Source organism: Moraxella osloensis (assembly GCF_001553955.1).
Classification (GTDB): domain Bacteria; phylum Pseudomonadota; class Gammaproteobacteria; order Pseudomonadales; family Moraxellaceae; genus Faucicola; species Faucicola osloensis.
The window spans coordinates 1,044,041-1,065,812 of sequence record NZ_CP014234.1 but is presented as its reverse complement, the minus strand read 5'-3'; the positions used below and the strand labels follow the sequence as shown (position 1 = coordinate 1,065,812).

At 45.4% G+C, this 21,772-nt stretch carries 17 protein-coding genes and 1 pseudogene; 10 read left to right on the top strand and 8 right to left on the bottom strand.

Annotated elements, in window-relative coordinates; all coding sequences use genetic code 11:
- The first annotated feature begins 413 nt into the window (after positions 1-413).
- The 4 genes from AXE82_RS04715 (at position 414) to AXE82_RS04700 (ending at position 6,103) form a co-directional block, all read left to right on the top strand.
- Positions 414-983 carry a hypothetical protein gene (locus AXE82_RS04715; protein ID WP_062331997.1) on the top strand — a complete coding sequence of 190 codons (570 nt, stop codon included), beginning with the start codon at positions 414-416 and terminating at the stop codon, positions 981-983.
- A gap of 214 nt (positions 984-1,197) precedes the next feature.
- Positions 1,198-2,781 (top strand): Dyp-type peroxidase, encoded by a 1,584-nt coding sequence (locus AXE82_RS04710; RefSeq protein ID WP_062331994.1) that lies wholly within the window; start codon positions 1,198-1,200, stop codon positions 2,779-2,781.
- Between the two features lie 80 nt (positions 2,782-2,861).
- Positions 2,862-4,016: a catalase family protein gene (locus tag AXE82_RS04705; protein ID WP_062331990.1), complete on the top strand. Its 1,155-nt coding sequence runs from the start codon at positions 2,862-2,864 to the stop codon at positions 4,014-4,016.
- Between the two features lie 251 nt (positions 4,017-4,267).
- Positions 4,268-6,103: a 3-hydroxyacyl-CoA dehydrogenase gene (locus AXE82_RS04700; RefSeq protein WP_062331987.1), complete on the top strand. Its 1,836-nt coding sequence runs from the start codon at positions 4,268-4,270 to the stop codon at positions 6,101-6,103.
- 39 nt (positions 6,104-6,142) lie between these two features.
- Here the strand turns inward: AXE82_RS04700 and AXE82_RS04695 are convergent, their stop codons facing one another.
- The gene (locus AXE82_RS04695) at positions 6,143-7,255 is read right to left on the bottom strand and encodes an HlyD family secretion protein (RefSeq protein ID WP_062331984.1); all 1,113 of its coding nucleotides are present in this window, start codon (positions 7,253-7,255) and stop codon (positions 6,143-6,145) included.
- Between the two features lie 102 nt (positions 7,256-7,357).
- A pseudogene (locus AXE82_RS04690) lies at positions 7,358-9,010 on the bottom strand (MFS transporter).
- 357 nt (positions 9,011-9,367) lie between these two features.
- Here AXE82_RS04690 and AXE82_RS04685 point away from each other — a divergent pair.
- On the top strand, positions 9,368-10,612 hold the full coding sequence (locus AXE82_RS04685; protein WP_062331981.1) for an oxygenase MpaB family protein: 1,245 nt from the start codon (positions 9,368-9,370) through the stop codon (positions 10,610-10,612).
- A gap of 107 nt (positions 10,613-10,719) precedes the next feature.
- Here the strand turns inward: AXE82_RS04685 and AXE82_RS04680 are convergent, their stop codons facing one another.
- A complete protein-coding gene (locus tag AXE82_RS04680; protein ID WP_082741412.1) occupies positions 10,720-12,162 on the bottom strand; it encodes a coniferyl aldehyde dehydrogenase in 1,443 nt (480 codons plus the stop codon).
- A gap of 46 nt (positions 12,163-12,208) precedes the next feature.
- Positions 12,209-13,936: a GMC oxidoreductase gene (locus tag AXE82_RS04675; protein ID WP_065252126.1), complete on the bottom strand. Its 1,728-nt coding sequence runs from the start codon at positions 13,934-13,936 to the stop codon at positions 12,209-12,211.
- Between the two features lie 238 nt (positions 13,937-14,174).
- Between AXE82_RS04675 and AXE82_RS04670 the strand changes: the two genes are divergently transcribed.
- Entirely contained in the window at positions 14,175-14,837 is a 663-nt protein-coding gene (locus tag AXE82_RS04670; protein ID WP_062331979.1) for a TetR/AcrR family transcriptional regulator, read from the top strand.
- A 6-nt stretch (positions 14,838-14,843) separates the two neighbouring features.
- Here AXE82_RS04670 and AXE82_RS04665 read toward each other — a convergent pair whose 3' ends face one another.
- Entirely contained in the window at positions 14,844-15,272 is a 429-nt protein-coding gene (locus tag AXE82_RS04665) for a DUF6691 family protein (protein WP_007117056.1), read from the bottom strand.
- A gap of 23 nt (positions 15,273-15,295) precedes the next feature.
- Positions 15,296-15,730 carry a YeeE/YedE family protein gene (locus AXE82_RS04660; protein WP_007117055.1) on the bottom strand — a complete coding sequence of 145 codons (435 nt, stop codon included), beginning with the start codon at positions 15,728-15,730 and terminating at the stop codon, positions 15,296-15,298.
- 188 nt (positions 15,731-15,918) lie between these two features.
- Between AXE82_RS04660 and AXE82_RS04655 the strand changes: the two genes are divergently transcribed.
- The 4 genes from AXE82_RS04655 (at position 15,919) to AXE82_RS04640 (ending at position 20,007) form a co-directional block, all read left to right on the top strand.
- Entirely contained in the window at positions 15,919-16,230 is a 312-nt protein-coding gene (locus AXE82_RS04655) for a YqfO family protein (RefSeq protein WP_040404148.1), read from the top strand.
- Between the two features lie 106 nt (positions 16,231-16,336).
- On the top strand, positions 16,337-17,443 hold the full coding sequence (locus AXE82_RS04650) for an RNA-guided endonuclease InsQ/TnpB family protein (RefSeq protein WP_062331976.1): 1,107 nt from the start codon (positions 16,337-16,339) through the stop codon (positions 17,441-17,443).
- 368 nt (positions 17,444-17,811) lie between these two features.
- Complete coding sequence (hemL, locus tag AXE82_RS04645) at positions 17,812-19,128, top strand: glutamate-1-semialdehyde 2,1-aminomutase (protein ID WP_062331972.1); 1,317 nt, start codon at positions 17,812-17,814, stop codon at positions 19,126-19,128.
- 147 nt (positions 19,129-19,275) lie between these two features.
- Positions 19,276-20,007: an RluA family pseudouridine synthase gene (locus AXE82_RS04640; protein WP_062331970.1), complete on the top strand. Its 732-nt coding sequence runs from the start codon at positions 19,276-19,278 to the stop codon at positions 20,005-20,007.
- 110 nt (positions 20,008-20,117) lie between these two features.
- On the opposite strand, the gene AXE82_RS04635 is transcribed toward AXE82_RS04640, so the two are convergent.
- Positions 20,118-21,017, bottom strand: coding sequence for an alpha/beta hydrolase family protein (locus tag AXE82_RS04635; RefSeq protein ID WP_082741411.1), 900 nt, complete (start codon positions 21,015-21,017; stop codon positions 20,118-20,120).
- 217 nt (positions 21,018-21,234) lie between these two features.
- Complete coding sequence (locus AXE82_RS04630; RefSeq protein WP_062331967.1) at positions 21,235-21,645, bottom strand: hypothetical protein; 411 nt, start codon at positions 21,643-21,645, stop codon at positions 21,235-21,237.
- Between the last annotated feature and the right edge of the window lie 127 nt (positions 21,646-21,772).

Genomic DNA, 21,772 nt, shown 5'->3' with positions numbered 1-21,772 from the left:
CTGATAAACACTTTTTTTAAAAGTGGTAGCCAGTTATAGGGTGAGATTAGACCAGCAAGCTACTTTGCCAAAGTTAATCATCAAAGTCCAAGGTCCCAAATTTTTTGAGGTCCCACATAGCAGGAAAAGTGATTTTTCTACACAGATTTTATATTTAAAAGTTAAATAATCTATTGATTGTAATGAGAATTTTTTAAATTAATGCTTCGGTTTTATGGTTTCTAGTATGTCATTTTTTAATCAATAGTTTAGTTTTGTAATTTTATGGGTGATAAAAGTTAATTTAGCGCTTTTTACTTTTTACGGCTTATATAATGAAAAAGATTTAAATCTTAAATAATAAAACAATGGGATAAATAAATTTAAATCATGCACGTCAATTAATGATCAACGAACTATAAGGGCAATAAAACATGACAACTCAAAACAACGAAAAACTTTCTTTATTAGACGATGTGGCATTGAAAGCACAAATGCTCATGGCAAACTTCAAAGAGGGCGCTAATGATGGCTATGACCATTCTGTCACCAGTGCCGGTGAAAAGGGCTTAAAATCAGGCAAAGTGTCTGAACTCACCGCCATCGCTCCCTTAACCAAAGATGGGGCAGCTCGTATCAAGCGAATTTTAGAAATCACCAAAGGCAATCTTGCAGGGGCGACCAATGTAGGCACCTTGCATGATTTGCGGTTGGTGTTTTTAGACAATGATACTAAGCTACTGTTTTGTACCACCTATGATGGCGATTGGGATGCTTACATCAACGACTTTGCTACCAAAATTCCAGAACTCATGGATTTGCTTTTTAGCAATGTAGAAGGTTGGCCTGGGATTAAAAGCCCGACTGTCAAGCAATTTATCCTTGACCATCAGATTACCGCTACCGGTTGGTATGTAGGTGTACCGCATCTGACGGTTCGTGATATTGCGCGTAATGACAAAATCGTGCGTGGCATCAATAAAGCCATTGAACAAGCCCAATAAGCTCGCTTAGAACCTGTATTCACTATATCACGTTTATCAGCATACTATTATAAGGGTATTAGTCTAAGCGTACTATAAATGAGCAAGCTTTATGTCAAATTTTAGATACAAAAGCCATTTGTTGCGTGATTTTTACCACAAGCCATATTTAGCGTGGTGTATGGTGAGCAGATTCTTAGCATCAAATTTTTGAAATTCTCTGCTAGGAACGACCATGAATAACGACAACCCAGCGAATGAAAGCCTACTTGGCAAATTAAAAACCAATCTACAAGATGGTATCGAGCATGGCATAGATGCCATTAAAGACAAATTTGAACACAGCGATACACCCGCTGAAAAAGGCAGTGTCAAAGAACGGGTACACGAAGCCAAACAAAAAATCGGCATGCAGCTGCGCAGCGCCATGACACGGGCAACGAACGCTATCTATCCCAATATCGCCACGATGGAGCTTGAGGATATTCAAGCTATTATTTTGCATGACCGCCCTGCGCCTTACTACGGCACGCTTGTCGCGCTAAAAGTCAATGACAGCAACGCAGGTCGTGAATTATTAAAAGCGGTATTACCAAACGTCAAAGGCTCAAAAAATTTCCGAAAAGACATGGATGCCAATTTGACCATTGTGATGACGTATGAGGGGCTAAAAGCTTTAGGCTTACCGCAAAGCTCGCTTGATTCTTTCCCAGAAAATTTCAAAGTAGGTATGGCAGGCCGCTCCGATATCTTGGGTGACAAAGGCGATAATGACCCTAGCAACTGGGTTGCGCCATTTGGTGATAAAGGCGATATTCATATTTGCGGCGCGGTGATTGCCAATAGCCAAGAAAAATGGCAAGCCAAACTTGCCGAATTTAAACAGGCGTTTGCCCCTTATCTAGATACCAGCCGTAACGCGATCGAAATCTTGGTGGAACATGATTTTGGCGTAAAAGGTGAGGTCAAAAACGTGTTTGGTTATCGCGATGGCATCAGTAACCCAGAAGTGGATGGCAGTGGTATCAGCCTTGAAAATAACACCGAACGTCCGATTGCGGCGGGTGAATTTGTGTTAGGTTATAAAGGTGAAGCGGGCGTGGTACGTCCCATGCCACAGCCTGAAGTATTGGGAAAAAATGGCTCGTTTATGGTACTGCGAAAATACCAGAGTAATGTGGCTGACTTTAACCGCTATTGCCTAGAACAAAGCGACAATGACCCAGCTAAAGCCGATAAACTGGGGGCAAAAATGTTTGGTCGCTGGCGTTCGGGTGCCCCCATCACCCTAAGCCCAGACCACGATGATGAAGCCCTCGGCAAAGACAATGTAGCAAACAATAAATTTGACTACACGGATGATCCCTATGGCAGAGGGTGCCCATTTGGTGCCCATGCTCGCCGTATGAACCCCCGCAATACCAAAGACTTTATTCTAAGCGATGTGCGTCTTCACCGTATCATCCGCCGTAGCGTTTCGTATGGCGATATCGTGCCGCCCAACGTGACCGAAGACGACGGTCAAGAGCGGGGTATGTTTTTTATCGGTATCAACGCGCATGCCATGGACACGCTGGAGTTTTTGCAAAGCCATTGGGTTAATGACGGCAACTTTATGAACCTTGGAGAAGAGCGTGACCCAATACTAGGCGTACACGCAGGTAGTGACGCTGATAGCGATGTGTTCACCGTACCCGATGAGCCAATTCGTAAGCGTCATACTAATATTTTGCAATTTAATACCCTACAAGGCGGTGAATATCTTTTTGTACCAAGCTTGTCGGCACTCAAATGGATTAGTGAGCTTAACGAAAATTAATATTAGCGTAAAACTAAATAAAAAAAGGTTAGGCGTTTTTAGTACACCTAACCTGACAAAAATAACAAAGGACAATCATCATGTTAAATAAATTATTCGGTCGTCGTTATGCCAAGTTTGACCCAGCCATCGACCAGCTTACTAGCGACGATGAAAAAGCCATCGACCAAATCACCGCGGATATTCGTGACTATATCGGCAAATCAGACACGGTTAGCAAAATCAATTATCACACCCGAGATGCCCACGCTAAAGGCTACTGTGCATTAAAAGCCAACTTTGAGATTTTACCAAAACTGCCCAAAGAATATGCCCAAGGTATCTATGCCAAACCCGCTCGTCATGAAGCGGTGATTCGTTTTTCTAACGGCTCATCTCGTGTGGCTGCCGACAACAAGTTGGGACTTTCTCAAGGGTTGGCGATTAAAGTCTTTGGTGTCAAAGGCGACAAATTACTGCCAGATGAGCCAGATAGCCCAAACTTTGACTACAATCTGATTAATTTCCCTATTTTCTTTTGTAATACTATCCAAGACTATAGTTATATTTCACGGCTATTTTTACAATTAAATGATTATTTTGCCAAAGGGGCGAAAGGTCAAGCCAAATTTGCCTTTGACTGGGTTACCCAATATGGCAAAAAACTGCCATCCAAAGAATCCCTCAAGACTTTTAGGGCTTTTAGTAAGTTTAAAACCATCAAACCGCAAAATACCTTGTTATACAGTTTTTACTCACAAGGGGCGGTGCGTCATGGCGACTATATGGCAAAAATCCGTGTCGCCCCGACCAAAGCGTCACAAGCCAAAATCAAACGCCGTGACCTAGATGTCAATGCCACCAGCGAGGCGATTCGTCCTCTGATTTTACAAGAAATCCGTGAGCACGATTATGAGTATGATGTGCAAATCCAGCTATGCCGTAATTTAAAAGACCAACCCATCAATGATTTGACCAAAGAATGGGATGAAAAAGACGCCCCGTTTGTGACAGTGGCAAAACTTACCATCCCTTGCCAAGATGTGCCGGATGACGGCAACTTTGACATTATGGAGCATTTGTCATTTACCCCGTTTCGCTGTATTGAAGCCAACCGTCCGATTGGTAATTTGCAACATGCGCGACTGCGTGCCTATCAGACCGCCTCGACCACTCGCCATCGTTTAAATCATAAAAAACGTGCCGAGCCAATCAATCTAAAACAGGCATTTGATAAAGATTTTTATAACCTTTAAATTTGGCAAAAAACCAGTAGCGGGGCGGTTAAGGGGGCATTGTTTGGGGTAAAATTTCACCCATTGAGTGAAAAACTACATCGCCCTCAATCATTCAACAACCGTTAACCTGTGACTGGGCTAACGGTTTTTTACCTTTTTACGCCATTAAACTTATTTCATTAAACTTAAGCTATTAAACATAGTGATTAGCAAATACGATAATACCAAAAATAAAGTTGCGTATTTGCCAATCAATCTAGGAGTATTGTATGTCAGAGTCGAATCCTCTTGTTAATTTTACCCATATCACAGTCGCAGGCAGTGGTGTTTTGGGCTATCAAATCGCGGTACAAGCGGCGTTTCATGGTTTTAAAGTCGTTGTGTATGATATCAATGACGAGGTGCTCAATAAAGCCAAAACCAAATTTGCCAATATCGCCAAACGTCATCAGGATGATTTAAGTGAAACAAGCGAACAAGCCAAACAGGCTGAACAAAACTTGAGCTATACATCAGATTTAACCGCCGCCTTAAAAGACGCCGACTTGTTGATTGAAGCGGTGCCTGAAGATGTCGCCATCAAAAAAGATTTTTATCAAAAAGCCTCAGCAGCCGCACCCGAAAAAACCGTATTTGTCAGTAACTCATCTACCATGTTGCCCAGTGATTTGGTCAAATTTACCGACCGTCCTGCTAAGTTTTTGATGATGCATTTTGCCAATGAGATTTGGAAGCGCAATCTTGCCGAAATTATGTCGCATGCCGATACTGACCCTAATGTATTTGATGCGGTGACCGCGTTTGCCAAACAAATCGGCATGGTGCCTATTATCGTCAACAAAGAAACCTCGGGCTATGTACTAAATTCACTACTCAATCCTTGGTTAAATGCAGGGATGCAGCTGTATATCCAAGGCATTGCTGACATTCAAACCATCGACAAAACTTGGATGCTTGGCACAGGCTCGCCGATGGGACCATTTGCTTTTTATGATATGCTGGGGCTGACTACCCCTTACAATATTTACAAGCTTGCTGTGGCCAAGGGCAAACAACAAGACCAAGCGGTCGTTGATATGCTCAAAAAAGATTACATTGAGAAAAATAAACTGGGCGTACCAACGGGCGAAGGATTTTATCAATACCCCAATCCCGCCTTTAAAAATCCTGATTTTTTAAAACCACCCAAAGCGGATTTATCCAAAGTACCCTATAAAAATATTACCGTGGCAGGCAGTGGCGTATTGGGCAACCAAATTGCGGTGCAATGTGCGTTTCATGGGTTTAACGTGACGATTTATGACATTAACGATGGCGCGATTGCTAAGGCGAAAACCCGCTTTACCGACCTTGCCACTCAGCATCAGCACGACCTAGGTAAAACCGATGCCCAAGTGGCAGCAGCTAGCAACAATTTGGCTTACACCACGGACTTGAATGAGGCGTTAAAAGATGCAGACCTATTGATTGAAGCGGTGCCAGAAAGCTTAGATATCAAACAAGATTTTTATCAAAAAGCCTCAGCCGCCGCCCCTGCCAAAACCGTGTTTGCCAGTAACTCATCGACGTTATTGCCAAGCGTGTTATCGACCTTTACTAACCGTCCAGAAAAATTCTTGATGCTGCATTTTGCCAATCATATCCATATCCGTAATACGGTGGAGTTGATGGCGGCCCCAAGCTGCGACCCACAAGTCTATGCTGACGTCATCGAATTTGCCAAAGCCATTGCTATGCTACCGATAGCGGTGAAAAAAGAACAATCGGGCTATGTGCTTAATAGCTTATTGATTCCGTTATTGGTAGCGGGGTTAAAACTGTGGGCAAACGGCGTTGCCGATGCCGCAACCATTGATAAAACGTGGATGATAGCCACGGGTTCACCCTTTGGACCGATGGCGATTTTGGATAAAAATGGCATGAAAACCAACTACAACATCTTTAATGAACTGGCAAAAACGGACCCTTCTTTGCAGCAGCCCGCTGAAAAGCTCAAAGCAGAACTGGTCGATACCAATAAACTGGGTGAAGCCACGGGTGAGGGGTTCTATCAATATCCTAACCCAGCTTATTTAGCGAAAGATTTTTTAAGCTTATCTGGCTAAACTGCGTTTGGTAGAGGAGAATAAAAAAGGGTTAATTTGCTAACTTGACGTATCTACCGTTGTCACTACCGACATGCCTGGCATCAATTCATTCAGACGACTTTGGTTGTCATCGATGTCAATGCGTACAGAAATGCGCTGTACCACTTTGGTAAAATTCCCAGTGGCATTGTCGGTTTTAATGACACTAAATTCTGACCCTGTTGCGGGGGAGATGCTTTTGACTACCCCCGTAAATTTTTGTTTGCCTAGGGCATCGACAGTAAACCACGCTTTTTGCCCGATTTTCATTTTATCAATTTGGGTTTCTTTAAAATTGGCAATGACCCACATCGATTTTGGAATGAGGTAAACCAACTGCGTGCCTTGCGTCACCAGCTGACCGGTACGGATATTGATTTGCCCTAATTTACCTGAGGTCGGGGCGGTAATTAAGCCATACTCTTGGTTGGTATTGGCTTGATTTAACTGTGCATTGGCGCTTTTAACCTGTGCCACCAAACCAATCTTTGCCACTTCCGCGGTTTTTTGACCTTCGCGGGCGACATCGACACTGGCGATTGCTTGGCTCATCAATGCTTCATTGTTTTTAACTGCTGCTTTGGCAGTATCGACTTCATTTTGTGACACGGCGCCAACACCGACCAAAGATTCAAGTCGTTTCAGCTGTTGGATAGACAATTCTAGCTGGGTTTTAACTTGTGCTACTTTTGCCTGCGCGGCTTTGACATCGGCTTTGCGCTGCTCGATGATTTGTTGCTGGTTAGCTAAATTAGTAGTCGCTTGTTCCAGCCCTGATTCGGCTTGTACCACTTGCTGTGAGTAGTTAGCACTGCTGACTTTAACTAACGGCTGACCTTGTTTGACGTCCTCAAAATCGGTGACGTAGACTTTTTCGATATAACCATTAATTTGTGCCGACAATAGGGTGATATTGCCTTTGACATAACTATTTTCAGTTTGTTGCAGTGGTGTGTTAAACGGACCCAAATGCCATGCCCATAAAATCACCCCAACACCGAGCAAAAAAATCACCAACATGATAATTAAGGTAAGCGGCCTAGGCTTAATAATCTTTTCCGGTACCTGTGTGGGTTTATTATCGCTGTCATCAGCTGGCGCATCATTTTGGGTTTTTGCTTCACTACTCATGAGTTGGGTTTTCCGTAAGCATTTTATTGATGATTAAATTTTATTTATCATTAAACAGTTATCTAATTGGGTCGCCTTGTTAGACCCTCTAGCGTATCCAGTCTATGTTTGCTTAATTGCTATTTTTTGCCGATTTTCAATGTATTTTTTGCGGGCGATATTAATCATACCCCAAGCAAATAAAAACGTGGCAATGTAACTGTTCACAGTAATGATATCGCCATACGCTTTAATCTGCGCTTCTCGCGTGACAATTTGGTTGAGGGATTGTTGGGCTTGTTGCTGCGATAAATTGTTGTCGGTGATGACGGGTTTAAACCCTGCTTGGTATTGTTGAAGCCGCTGGGTTACCGTGGCATCCGTCGATTGCATTTGCTGTAAAATACTTTGTTTATGATACTGGGTGCGCTGCTGTTGCAGGGTGCTATAAAAAGCCGAGCCTACCAGCCCGCCAAAGTTTTGGGTAGCCCCAAACAATATGATAAAGGTGATGACATGATTAACGCTTTGTCGCAGCGTCAGCCCAAATCCCATCAATACCAATGGACCCATAAACAGTGAGCCTGCAAACGCGACTGCAAATTGACTGAGATAAAAATTTTGGGGTCGTACGTCACTGGTGAGCATATTGGCATCATACACACCGGCAACCGCCACGAGCAAAGTCGCTACCACCATCGGCGGAATCAAATGATCCCGTGAAAAGGTCAGTGCGCTGACTATCAAACCTGCCAACATACCAAAAAATATGACCGTATAAAAACCCACAAACTGGTCGGACATGATGCCTTGGGATTTTAAAAAATTCACCACCGCATAACTTTGCTCAGACATAATCAAACGCAATAAAAAAGCGCCGACCACAAAACGCCATAACGCAAAACTCCCTAGCCAGCGGGTCATAATCAGGGGATTTTTGCGGTAATGCTCAAAGAAAAAGCCTGACATCAACAGCGACAACGCGCCAATGAGCATATACGCCAATAACGGTGAGTTTTCCCACCACAAAATTGACCCTTGTACCAACACCCCACACAGTAATCCAAAACCGGGCGCCAATAACAAAAAGGTGAGAATGTCTTTCTTCTCATACACTTCGATACGTAGACTTCGTGGCAACTTGACGGCGACCACCATCGCAAAACAACACAGTGCCAAACCAAACTCAAAGGTGTAAAGCCGAGTCCAGTCGTTAACATTGACCAAATAAGGGGACATTATCCAAGCCAACGGAATCGCCAGCGCACTGACCCCAAAACCAATATACAAACCTTGCAGGCGATACTGACTACTAAAGGCTTGCATCACATAATAGAGCCCGAGTGAGGATAACGGCGCCGCGACAAAGCCTCCTATTGCCCTGACCAGTAAAGCCATCGGATAGTTTTGCACAAATATATGAATAAACATCACCAGCATGAACATCAGCAGGGATATTTCAGAAAACCAGCGTAACCCAAATTGTTGACGCGCTTTAAACAGCAGCAGGTTGGCGCTGACATTTGCCATCACATACACAGCAGGTATCCAAGCCACTTGTGAGGGTGTCAGCGCATATTCGCCTTAGATTTGCGGTAAATTGGCGGTAATAATGCCGTTGCCCAAGCCACCACAAATTGCAATAAAAACGCCGATGACAAAGTACACAATGCTTTTTGATCGAGAGTGAGCAATACTCGGCGGGGAACCGGGTAACGCGGGTTTTTCATCCTCGGTCCAATTGGGTGGCGTTTCTAAGATTCTAGGTGATTTCAAAGGGTGGCTCGATTTTGATACTGTTAAGACAAGAGAGGTTGGCTATAGTGTAATCAAAAATAGGCTTAGCGTCAGCGACAAAATAGTTCGATAAATGTGACATGATACAGTTTTATCAACGTGACATATGACATGGACTAGCGCTATGCTAGTCATCATTACCCAACTCGTCATTATTCAACTGGTCACTGAAACCCATTAGGCAAGCTACGATCAAATTCATCCAGTAAATACACACAGTCGATTAAGGTCTAACATTTTTAAACAAAAAAAACGATTTTTTTTGGCACACAAGCATTTTTTAGTTGCCAAAATGCGCTAGGCTATCCATTCATTCATCACTGATTTATCACTGCTATGAACCCGCTTTATCAAACCGATTTGCCGACACTGGGGCGCAATACTGACATTGACCACCATGCTGATTTACAAGTGTTGCAGCGTATCAAACGATTTTTATTGCCCCGTGATTTTGAGGTGTCAAAGGATTTATTGCAACAGATGCAGCAGGGATATGGTATCGCAGATCAGCCTGTCGATGCGCTGTTATCCAGCGGTATCAAATTTGCCAAACCTCTGCAGCAATTGATTTTGCATGAGCAAGGGATAGCGCAAACGGGTAATGTATCGGCAGCCAAAGCGTTATTGCAACAGCCCGTGTTTGAGACGCTGTATCAGCAGTTTTGCCAATATCCAAGTTGGTATGATGCCAAGCTTGCCGAGATTGGCGCAATTGCCTATCGGCGCTATCCGTTGATGCTGATTTGGTTATTGCGTAATGTCGCGCTAATGGCAGGGTATAGTATCCCTGCGCTCTCATTGCCACTCATCAAAACAGGGGCGTTAGTGCATGATGCACTGCCTAGGCTCATGCGAACCTATGCGTATATTTTGGCAGTATCTGAGTACCCAGCGATTAGCCGCAACCAGCAACCCCCATTGGCAATCGGCACAGAAGGCTGGCGACAAAGTCTGCAAGTGCGTCAGATACACGGTCTGGTACGACAACACTTATGCAGTCATGATTGGGACAGTGGTTACTGGGGGTTGCCCATTAACCAAACCGATATGGTGGCAACCCACCTGCAGTTTTCACTACTCATTATGCGCGGACTAAAATTACTGGGGGCAAGAATCAGCGCCGAAGAATCACAAGGCATCATGCACTTATGGCAACTGGCAAGTTGGTGGATGGGGATTGAGCTGGCGCGCATTCCTGAAGATGAAACCGAGGCGTGGGCATGGCTTTATAGCTATTTGGCAACCCAGCAATTAGATTTTGAATTTGGTAAACCTCTCGCCAAAGCGCTGCATGATTTACCCTCGCAAATTATGGGTGAGGATAACAGACGCGGACAGCTGGTTGAGCGGATCAATGCCAGTGTCACACGGACTTTAGTGGGTGATGATATTGGCGATGGCTTGGGACTGCCTAGCCCAAAATGGCGCTATGGCGTGCTTGTCAGTGTGCCGATTCTATTTGGGCTTGATACCGCACGAGCGCACAATGCGGCTATTGCCAAAAGATTGGCGCAATTTCGCGCCAAACGCCAAGATAACATGAACTGGTGGCTCAAAAAGCACGACAACTATTATCAATGAGCTAGCACATACGACGTTACCAATTTACAAGAGTGACAGTAACGGTGACTTATGCAAGGTTATATAGACAATGTTATCCATACAAGGTTGTCTAGGCATTGCAATCACTAGGCTTTTAAAATCACCTTCATCATGTTCCAAAAGGTCTTGCCATACGGTGGTTGGAGCAAATGCGCGAAATTAAGGTGACTTTGTTTAAACACCGCTTTTGGATGAGAGAAGGTGTCAAAGCTATATTTGCCGTGGTAACGCCCCATCCCTGATGCCCCGACACCGCCAAACGGCAGATTTTGCTGGGCAATGTGAAAAATAGTTTCGTTAATACACGCGCCGCCACTCACCGTATGCGCGAGCACGTAGTCGGTGTCGGCTTTATCCTCGCCAAACACATACAGCGCCAGTGGGCGGTCACGCTCATTCACATACGCCACCGCTTGCGCCAAGTCTTGGTAGGACACCAGTGGCAATACGGGGGCAAAAATCTCCTCGGTCAGCAATTTAGCATCGCTTGGTAAATCGGTGACAATCATCGGTGGGAAAAATCCAGTCTCGATATTCACTGCATAATCGGTCAGTGGAAGGAGGGTGGCACCGCGCTGTTTGGCGTCATCAAGATAACCTTGCACGCGGCTGGCTTGTTTGGGGTTGATGATAAAGCTGTAGTCAGGGTTGTCTGCAAGATTGGGGTAGTGGGCGTGAAGCCATGCGGTTGATTGTTCGATAAAGGCGTGTTTTTTATCCGGTTGCATCAACACATAATCAGGCGCAATACAGGTTTGCCCTGCGTTCATGGTTTTGCCTGTCCATACGCGGTTGACAGTTTTTGCCACATCAGCGCTTGGCGTCACCACCACAGGGGATTTGCCGCCCAGCTCAAGGGTGACAGGGGTCAAATTCTGGGCAGCGGCTTTCATGATATGTTTGCCCACTGCGGTAGAGCCGGTAAAAAACAAATGGTCAAACGGTAAGCGGCTAAAGGCTTGTGCGACTTCGACACCCCCTGTAATCAAGGTCACTTCGTCTGCGGCAAAGTATTTGGGTAACGCATTAGCCAGCCACTGCTCAAAATTCGGTGAGGCTTCTGAGACTTTGAGCATCGCACGATTGCCTGCGACCAATGCGGCAGCCAGCGGCGCAATCACCAAATACAGCGGATAGTTCCAAGGTGCAATAATGCCTACGAGTCCTAACGGCTGCGGCTGGATATAGCTACGAGCGGGCAAAAACCAAATCCCAGTTTTGACCGGTTGTTTGGCAGACCAAGCTTTGCCGTGCTTTTGTGTATAACGAATCGCTTCAAGCGTTGGGAACAGTTCAAGCATGGTGGTTTCAGCCGCTGGGCGTTGTCCAAAGTCGGCATGAATAGCGGTGATAATCTCGCTTTGGTTGTCCATCACCAGCTGTTCTAGCTTTTTTAGCCGCGCACTGCGAATTGACCAATCGACATATTGGTCTTGACGGCTAGCCGTTCGCATGATGTCAAACTGCTGCTGCATGGTATTGATAGTTGCATCCGAACTAGTTGCATCCGAGTTGTCTTGAGGTGTCATGTGTATTATCCCAATCATTTAGTTAAATTTTAACTCAACATAGCAGTTAATCCGGTATCTTGCTAGCATCTTTTTGAACGAGCGTTACGTTTTGCCTGGTGGTATCCGCAGGGTACGGTGACTGGGTTGATTTTTGCGGAATATGGCTCATGGCATGCTCTGTCAACGCCGTTATGGTGAGGCTTGGGTTGACGCCCAAGTTGGTCGAGATATTGCCGCCATCGCAGACATAAAACCCTTGATAATTAAACAATCGGTGGTACTTATCAACCACGCCATCTGCTGCAGAATTGCCCAGCGAAATCCCACCCATACAATGCGCGGTGGTCGGGATATTCAAAAATACTTCCGACAACACGCCATAACCAATTCCTCCCATTTGGGTTGCCATCTGCTCGGCAAACGCGCTTGCTTCTGGGATAAAGGCGGGGATGGCAGGGCCATAGGTTTGCATCTGGTAGCGACTACCCAACCAAGCCCGCCACCACGGGCTTTTTTGATAGCGCATTTCAAGCGCATAGGGCGTGCTTTGCATACATAGCAAGATAAGGCTTTGTTTTGCCATATTATGCGGTCGAAATGCACGCCACGCCTGACGGGGCTTGAGGATAAACTGCGCTATAAAACACCATAACCAAGCCAGTAGCGACATTTTTTTGCCGTTCTTATAATTGCTTAACGTCGCCAAAAATGACGCAATATTAAAACCTTCAGGATAGCGCGTCGCCTCAATGTGTGTGCCATCGCCCAAATAAATCCCAGAGCCGATAGCCACGCCATCACTCATGGCGCCATGTTGGTCATCCAAAAATCGCACCCCTAGCAAGGACTCAGCATTGGTATAGATACGCTTGCCAAGATAAGGGGAAATATGGGGCATATTGCCCTTATGGCGCTGCTCAAACAGCAGTTTTTGGCTACCGAGGCTGGAGGCTGACAGCACAATCTGTTGGGTGGTGATTTGATACTCACCTTTATCCGCTGATTGAAGCGTCACCCGATAGCCTTGCGAACCGTTTTGATAGGCAGGGTCGCCAGGCGATTTGCTAGCATCAGCTATCGGTACTATATCCGTGACTTTGGTTTCAGCGAGCAGGGTAGCGCCATTTTTTTGGGCAAAATACAGATAGTTTTTATCTAGGGTATTTTTGGCACCATAACGGCAGCCCACCATACAGCCACCACAGCCTATACAGGGACTGCGCTTAGGACCTGCGCCGCCAAAATACGGGTCACCATTGACAGAAGGATGAGCATACTTGTCATGGTCACTAAAGTAGGCGCCCACATCGGTGAGATAAAAACTATCGCCCACGCCACTCAAGTTTGCCATTTTTTGTAGCATCAAATCGGCATTGCCGACTTTTTTGTTTTGGCTCACGCCTAGCATGCGTTTGGCGGTCTCATAATGTTGTGGCATCACCGCTTCCCAGTCGTGAAGCCCTGCCCAGCTACCTTGTTGCCAGATTTTGTCTTCTGGTTGTAATAAGGTGTTGGCATAAGTGATTGAGCCACCGCCCACCGCGTTACCATGCAACACCATGACATGCTTAAATAGCTGAAGCGAAAAAAAACCTTTGTACTTGAGCGCAGGCAACCACAAAAACTGCTTGATATCGCGCACGGTTTTGGGCATGGTCTCGGGCGATATATGCTTGCCTTGCTCCGCGATAATCACGCGATAGCCTTTTTCGGTCAGTCGCATCGCCGAGACGCTACCGCCAAAGCCTGAGCCTATAACCAAAAAATCCGTATCAAATGATTGACCTTTCATGTATCGCTTTCCCCTTATTTTCCTTAATAGTTGTCCTTATAGCTGACCTGCCGCAGGCTACTTTGCAGTGGCTTTTTGGCTGCATCTGTCTTTGTATAACAGCGGTTTAGCGCTAAACAGTTCAACCCGCTACCTAATTAGGGTATACTAATTTTTCAGCAGGCTGCAGCAACTGTGACATTTGGGTTCGTTTTGTTTTGATAAATTAAGTAAAGGCTTGAGTTGAAAGGATTAACGCGTGCCAAAGCCAACCTTCACACCGCTTCCATCGCCCACGGGTACGAGTATTGAGTCGAGCTTGAGTGATTTTGGACAGCAGGCGCATATCATGGGCAATGCCAATACCGTGGTCAGACGTTCGCTCGCCATAGCGCTGCTCAAATTCATGGAATCCACGCCATTTGCTGATATCAGCGTCACCGAGCTGACCCAAAAGGCGGGTGTGAGTCGCATGGGGTATTATCGCAATTACGATAGCAAACTTGCGTTACTCAAAGACTATTTGGCGCAGATTGAGGATGATTTTCCTTTTATCGACTTGACGGCGGCAAGCGAGGGCGAGTTTTATGCGTCTTTGCGACAAGTGTTTGATTATCTGAGCAAGTTTGAGTTGTCGACCAAGATTTTGCTCAACCAAGGCTTTGAAGGGCTGATTTTAGACACACTCCTTAATAGCAAAATTTTTGTCGAATACCGCAAAAAGCAGGCATTGACTTGCCAAGCTACGAGCGCGCCAAATCAGGATAAAAGCGGGGAGTACAATCTGGTATTTGCCTCAGGAATGCTGTATCACACCTATATTCATTGGGTGCGGCAAGGGCAAACAGAAACGCCACAGCAACTAGCAAGCTGGCTCATGGCGTCTGGGTTTTATCGGTTATTTCACCCTACTGATGACTAATGATGACTAAGCAGATTGGGTTTTATCAAACGCTATCACCATGCCCATACCCACTAGCATGGCGACAAAAAACACCACCCCTTGCCAGATGCCCATGCCCATGAGCACCACCGCAGGGGCAGGGCAGATACCAGCGATGCCCCAACCGACACCAAATATCATCGACCCAATCGCCAAGCGCTTATCAATACCGCGGCGAATCGGTGGAAACGGCGCACCCGATAGACTGGTCTTTTTTAAGCGACTTAAGTTAAAACCGATGGTGGCGACAATGAGCGCGCCAACCATCACAAACATCAATGCAGGATTCCACTCACCTGCAAGGTCAAGAAAGCTTTGCACGGTTTTTGGGTTTGCCATATCACTGACAATCAAACCCGTACCAAAAACCAACCCACAGATAGCACTAATCAATAACACAATTTCTTTTCGCATGATATATGCCCCTAACGTCTCAATTAAATCAATGACAACAAATGACGACCGATAAACACCGTCACAAACCCTGCGGACATAAAGACAATGGTTGCCACCAATGAACGGGGTGAAAAGCGCGCATTGCCACAGATACCATGACCACTGGTACATCCTGAGCCCATCCGCGTGCCCACACCGACCAATAACCCTGCGATGACATACAGCCAAGGCGATGATGATACCGTGATGGTTGGCAAGCTACAGAACATAGCAAACACCCAAGGCGATACCAACAAGCCCACAAAAAACGCCAATTGCCAAGCAAAATCGGGTGAGTTTGGCTGCCAGAGACTGGCAACAATGCCACTGATGCCAGCAATCTTGGCAATACTCCACCAAAGCATAACCGCAGAGAGCCCAATCAACATGCCACCCACCAATGGATGACTATAATCTGCAATAGAAAATAACAACATACGCCACCTAAGCATTTCACGATAATATATATTATACAATATTGTATAATATATGGCGAATTTATGGTGAATTTTTTTTAAAACGGGGGAATAATCAACGAAAAACCGTCGACCAACGCGCTTTTTGCAAAAAAAATATGCTAGATTAAGGCAAATACCTAATAATGACAGGGATGAAAAAACCAATCATGTATAAACTCACCACATACATACCGACCGATTATCTTGAGCCTGTCAAACAAGCCTTGTTTGACGCAGGGGCAGGGCAGATTGGCAATTATCAGTATTGCTGTTGGCAGGTGTTGGGTACAGGACAGTTTATGCCATTGGCAGGCAATCAAGCCTTTATTGGTACCACCAATCAATTACAAACAATCGAAGAATGGCGAGTTGAGATAGTGGTTGCAGATGCGCGCATCAAAGCGGTGGTGCAAGCCTTAAAACAGGCACACCCGTATGAGACCCCCGCTTATGATGTGCTAAAGCTTGAAGATATTTAATCATCCAGTTTATCATCCGTTGCCGTAAAACCACCGACTTTAGGCGGTGGATATAAGGCAACTTGTACACTATAACGCTTGCATAAATTTTGCTAAAATAATTTGCATGAAAACACTCAAGCTACGCATACGAGATAAACACACAGCAAAGCTTAACCGTCTAAGCGGTTTAGTGAATTTCGTATGGAACTATGTGAATGACTTGAGTTACAAGCATCTGCAAAAGACTGGCAAGTTCTTTAGTGCTTACGACCTAAACGAATACACCAAAGGTAGCGGTGAACTACTTGGCTTACACAGTCAGACTATCCAAGCCATCAATGAAACCCACGCCAAATCGCGTCGCCAATTCAAAAAAGCCAAACTAAACTGGCGAACCAATAACCCAAAATCAAAGCGTAAAAGCTTGGGTTGGCTACCGTTTAAACAATCTGCCATCAAACACATCGCCACACACCAAACAGGTAAAAAAGGCTTAAAATCCACCTTACAGCTTAGTTTAGCCAAAGGACAAAAGCTAATCATCGACCTATGGGACAGCTACAACCTTAGCCTATATCAAATTAACACCCTTGAGGTCGTCCAAGACAGCCGTAACCGTTGGTATGCCTGTATCACAGTCAAAGACTATCCCAAACAATCATGCGGAACGGGTAGCGTAGGCATTGACTTAGGGCTTAAAGACAGTGCTACCGCCTCAAACGGTGACAAGCTAACCATTAAGCAAACGCTAAAATATGCAAAACAATTAGCTATAGCCCAACGCTCAAACAACAAAAAACGTATCAAGGCTATCCATGCCAAAATCAAAAACACACGCCAAGACCTGATACACAAATTCACCACCCAATTAGTCAAAGACAATGCCCTAATCGTGGTCGGTGATATTCAGAGTAATCAATTTAACAGTAAAAAAGGCAAACTCGCCAAATCGGTTTACGATGCAGGCTGGTTTGAACTAAAACGACAACTGACCTATAAGTGCGAGAACGCAGGTTGTCGTTTTGAAATCGTGAATGAGAGATACACGACCCAGCGATGTTCGTGTTGCGGTGAAATCACCGCCAATAGTCCGAAAGGTAGAAAATCGCTTGGAATAAGAGAATGGATATGTGCTTCGTGTGGCACATGGCATGATAGAGATATCAATGCCAGTAAGAACATTCTTGCGGTCGGGCTTAACCGTCTTGTAGAAGGAATCCCCTTGCTTTAGCAAGGGGAGGAAGTCAAATGAAAAAGGCGAATATAACGAATTGGCAGTACCCAATATCTCATTCAATCACCACAAATAATTGCTCAGCAAACTGATGCAATAAACATCACAACACAACAACCCCAGTGCATGGCATTGGGGTTTTTAAATATAAAGATAGCAGCAAGTAGATCGCTACCATTGCTACCAAAACATTGCTGCCAAAAGGTGGGGACATATCAAAAAAGCCAAAACCACATTTTTTATCAACGAGCCCCTATTTTTCCTCACCCAAAGTCAAGCCAGCCAAATTTAAGATAGACGGCAAGCGTATTCAATACCCCCGAATTTTGTTAAAATAGGCAAAAATTTATTCAGCTGAGGGCCCCATGAATTCAAATAACTCAAATAACACGACAACCAACCAACTACTGTTTAAACAAGCCAAAGCCCATATCCCTGGCGGTGTAAATTCACCTGTGCGGGCATTTGCAGGCGTGGGGGGTACGCCTGTCTTTATCAGCCGTGCCCGTGGCAGCAAAATGTATGATACCGAAGGCAAACCCTACATAGATTATGTGGGCTCATGGGGACCGATGATTTTGGGTCATGCGCACCCCCATATTATCGAAGCGGTCAAAAATGCGGCAGATGACGGGTTAAGCTTTGGCGCGCCCACCACGTTTGAGACCACGGTGGCGGACAAAATCTGCGAATTGATTCCCAGTGTTGAATTAATCCGTATGACCAGCTCAGGCACTGAAGCTACCATGTCCGCCATTCGTCTAGCACGTGGCTATACAGGGCGCGACAAAATTGTCAAATTTGAAGGTTGTTATCACGGTCATAGCGACAGTCTGCTGGTCAAAGCGGGTTCAGGCATGTTAGATATCGGTGAACCAAGCTCAAAAGGCGTCCCTGCCGATTTTGCCAAACATACTATCACCATTCGTTACAATGATCCGCAAGCCATCAAAGACTGCTTTGCGCAATTTGGCAATGACATCGCTTGTGTGATTGTCGAGCCTATCGCCGGCAACATGAACATGATTGTACCCACGCAAGAATTTCACGATACCTTGCGTGCTGAGTGTACCGCGCATGGCGCTGTGCTAGTTTTCGATGAAGTGATGACTGGGTTTAGGGTTGGCTTACAGTCAGCGCAAGCCTATTTTGGTATCACACCAGATTTGACCACGTTTGGTAAAATCATCGGTGCAGGTCTGCCAGTCGGGGCATTTGGTGGTAAACGTGAGATTATGGAATGTATCGCGCCGTTAGGCGGTGTGTATCAAGCAGGCACCTTATCAGGCAATCCACTGGCGATGCGTGCCGGTATTGCCATGTTTGATTTGCTCACGGCTGAGGGTTTTTATGACGCATTAAGTGAAAAAGTCGTTTATTTGACGGATAATCTTGAACGGTTGGCGAAGGATGCGGGTATTGGCTTTAAAACCACGCGCTGTGGCGGTATGTTTGGGATGTTTTTTACTGATAGCGATACATTGCCACAAAACTTTGACGAGGTGTGCCAATGCGATGCGCAAAAATTCGCGACCTTCTTCCACGGTATGCTCGATCGCGGTGTGTATCTTGCGCCATCCGCCTTTGAGGCAGCCTTTATAAGTAGTGAGCATTCGCAAGAAGACTTGGATGCCACGTTGCAAGCGGCAAAAGAAGTCTTTGCGATAATGGCGAAAGCATAACGGTTGCACATAAAAAATTTGCCAAAGGATTTTTAATTGCGTTTGGACGCTTGACTTTGGTGAAGTTTGCCAAAGGTCAGAGCGCAAATAGTGATTTAAATACTATCAATTTTCAATCAAATAGATTTTAGAGAATAAAAACCACCCATGCGACAACTGCCCCAAGCGTTAACCCCAGCATCCATTGCACAGCGTAATCTTGAAGAAAGTCAGCAGCCGCAGTCATTCTTTGACGACTTCGCCAAATCTGTTACCTTGTATCGTGATGACGACATTTGGGTCATCGACAAACCGCACGGGCTGTTATCGGTGGATGGTAAAGAACTCAAAGTAAGCTTGCAATCGCGCCTGCTAAAAGCCGACCCCAACGTCAAACTTATTCACAGACTTGATATGGACACCTCAGGGATTATCATTTTTGCGCGCCATAGCGAGGCGCAAACCCATATCAGCAAACAATTTATCGAGCGTATTCCGAGCAAAGAATACCAAGCGCTGGTCTGGGGAACGCCGCCGCAGCAAGGCGAAATCGATGTGCCCGTGCGCTACGACCCACCACAAAAACCCAAGCATATCGTCGATATGAATTGGGATAAACGTGCCTATACGAAATATGAAACCTTGCATCACGAACTGCGTGAGGGTAAGGCAGTTAGCCGTGTCGCCTTGCATCCTGTCACAGGGCGCAGTCATCAACTACGCGTTCATATGCTGCATATCGGGCATGTGATGCTTGGCGACCCCATCTACGCGCAAGATGTATTGGGCGGTCAAGCGTTTGATTTATCGCCTAGGCTTTGCTTACATGCACACAAATTACGCTTAAAACATCCCAATACAGGTGTATGGATGGAATGGGAAAGCCCCGTGCCGTTTTAACCGCGTGGGTTATTAACAAGCTAGCTTTTAAATTGATAGGGTTTAGCGTGCTGTTTTCATCCGACTGTTAGCAGCAAACAAGGGGCATAATCACCATGCCCCTTGTTTAATTACCCATGTTGGTGTAACCAATCCAGGGTTTGCTGCCAAAGTAGCTGGTTTTGCCGGCTAAAAAATTTCATGTGCCCGATATGCTGTAAGCCATAATCTTTGGGTTTTAGCGTTTGGGTGGTCGCTTGCATGTTGGGAAACACCCGAATCATATCGGCGACATTCTTATCATTGGCAATATCATCATCGGGCGCATTCACCCACATAGCAGGCAAGTTAACCTCATTGTAATAGTGGGTTTTCACTGTTTTACCGAAGGCGGTTTTGATATAGCCTGCGCCATTGCACCAATCTCGCCACTGTTTGGCGACATTTTTGGGCAAGTCTTCGCCCATGCCAATTTTGCTTGATTGGGTATAGCCAAACACCACATTGGACACAGGAATAAATACATCCATAAACCACATGGCTTTGGCACGATACGGCATCGCCATATTACGGATTCGCCCAGACGAACAGGCAACGTTAAACACGGATGTGAACTTGTGATGATTGGGCATCAAACCAAATAATTGACCGCCCGCGCTATGACCGACCAGATGATAGGTGGTATTGGGAAACTCTTGAATCAGCCTATCAAGCACCGCAGTCATATCGTAGCGTCCCCAACTAATCAGTGACGCATTAGAGTGCTTGAGGTCGCCTTGCATCGACTCGCCAATATCTTCATTGTCATAGCTAATGACGCCATAGCCATGCTCCATCAAATACTGCGCAAAATTTTGATAAAACTGGCGTTTGATACCTGTTGCGGGCGCAATCATCACTGCTGCTTTAACCGTATCAGGACGAAACACCGTCGCCGCCAGTGTGGCAGGGTGTTTGGTGGCTATTTGAATGGTTTGCTGCGTAGGGGCTGAGGCTAATGCTGACGGTGTTTTTAGCGTTAGATTTGACATGACGGTTATCTTCCTTGGTAATCAACTTTTTATACAAGCTTATACGAGCGCTTTTTATACGAGCAGTAAGCCAAATTTTGACAAATGATGAGCAGACTCGTTTAAAAGCGACTATAGCAAACAATTTATGGGTGCAAAAAAGTTATCATGAACATAACAGTCATAAAAAAAGCAATCAGCGGCGGCCAATTGCTTGCTTAAATCGTTGACGAAAAAACTAAGGGGTTTTCACAACAACTTTTTGGTTGGTGTCGATTAAAATCTCAGAAGGTCCATCAACGGTGACGCGCACTTGGTTATTATTAGGGCGCTGTGAGCGAAAATATTGGTCTTCAGCAGGGGTACAGCCCAAGCAGCGATCGAGTGCCGCCAGTGGCTCAAGAATCAGCTTGCGTTCTACCTGATCGATTTCATCGTTATAGATGGTAAATGGCATGCTGGCAATCGCTGTCACCACGCCGCCCACCACTGCCAATGCACCCAATGGCTTACCTACAATGGTATCAGCGACCATGGAGCCATAGGTTGGACCAAAATCTTTTTCATCAATTTCGGTAGCGGCAAAGCTGCAAGTCGTCGTTGCAACCATCAAGGTTACGGCTGACGCAATCGTATTTAATAGTTTCATAGCAGGTTCCTAACTGGCAGCAAGCCACTATTAACGAGGTAACTAGCTAACTAACTAAATAAATAATTAGGCAACTAGATAACCAAATAACTGGGGTTGACTGACAGGTTGTACCTAACAAGTTGGT

Excerpts from the sequence above, each read along its gene's own strand:
- AXE82_RS04685 (WP_062331981.1), top strand. The coding sequence starts at position 9,368 with ATGAACCCGCTTTATCAAACCGATTTGCCGACACTGGGGCGCAATACT.
- AXE82_RS04660 (WP_007117055.1), bottom strand. The coding sequence starts at position 15,730 with ATGTTGTTATTTTCTATTGCAGATTATAGTCATCCATTGGTGGGTGGC.
- AXE82_RS04710 (WP_062331994.1), top strand. The coding sequence starts at position 1,198 with ATGAATAACGACAACCCAGCGAATGAAAGCCTACTTGGCAAATTAAAA.
- AXE82_RS04650 (WP_062331976.1), top strand. The coding sequence starts at position 16,337 with ATGAAAACACTCAAGCTACGCATACGAGATAAACACACAGCAAAGCTT.
- AXE82_RS04655 (WP_040404148.1), top strand. The coding sequence starts at position 15,919 with ATGTATAAACTCACCACATACATACCGACCGATTATCTTGAGCCTGTC.
- AXE82_RS04635 (WP_082741411.1), bottom strand. The coding sequence starts at position 21,017 with ATGTCAAATCTAACGCTAAAAACACCGTCAGCATTAGCCTCAGCCCCT.
- AXE82_RS04700 (WP_062331987.1), top strand. The coding sequence starts at position 4,268 with ATGTCAGAGTCGAATCCTCTTGTTAATTTTACCCATATCACAGTCGCA.
- AXE82_RS04715 (WP_062331997.1), top strand. The coding sequence starts at position 414 with ATGACAACTCAAAACAACGAAAAACTTTCTTTATTAGACGATGTGGCA.
- AXE82_RS04705 (WP_062331990.1), top strand. The coding sequence starts at position 2,862 with ATGTTAAATAAATTATTCGGTCGTCGTTATGCCAAGTTTGACCCAGCC.
- AXE82_RS04680 (WP_082741412.1), bottom strand. The coding sequence starts at position 12,162 with ATGACACCTCAAGACAACTCGGATGCAACTAGTTCGGATGCAACTATC.
- hemL (WP_062331972.1), top strand. The coding sequence starts at position 17,812 with ATGAATTCAAATAACTCAAATAACACGACAACCAACCAACTACTGTTT.
- AXE82_RS04630 (WP_062331967.1), bottom strand. The coding sequence starts at position 21,645 with ATGAAACTATTAAATACGATTGCGTCAGCCGTAACCTTGATGGTTGCA.
- AXE82_RS04640 (WP_062331970.1), top strand. The coding sequence starts at position 19,276 with ATGCGACAACTGCCCCAAGCGTTAACCCCAGCATCCATTGCACAGCGT.
- AXE82_RS04675 (WP_065252126.1), bottom strand. The coding sequence starts at position 13,936 with ATGAAAGGTCAATCATTTGATACGGATTTTTTGGTTATAGGCTCAGGC.
- AXE82_RS04665 (WP_007117056.1), bottom strand. The coding sequence starts at position 15,272 with ATGCGAAAAGAAATTGTGTTATTGATTAGTGCTATCTGTGGGTTGGTT.
- AXE82_RS04695 (WP_062331984.1), bottom strand. The coding sequence starts at position 7,255 with ATGAGTAGTGAAGCAAAAACCCAAAATGATGCGCCAGCTGATGACAGC.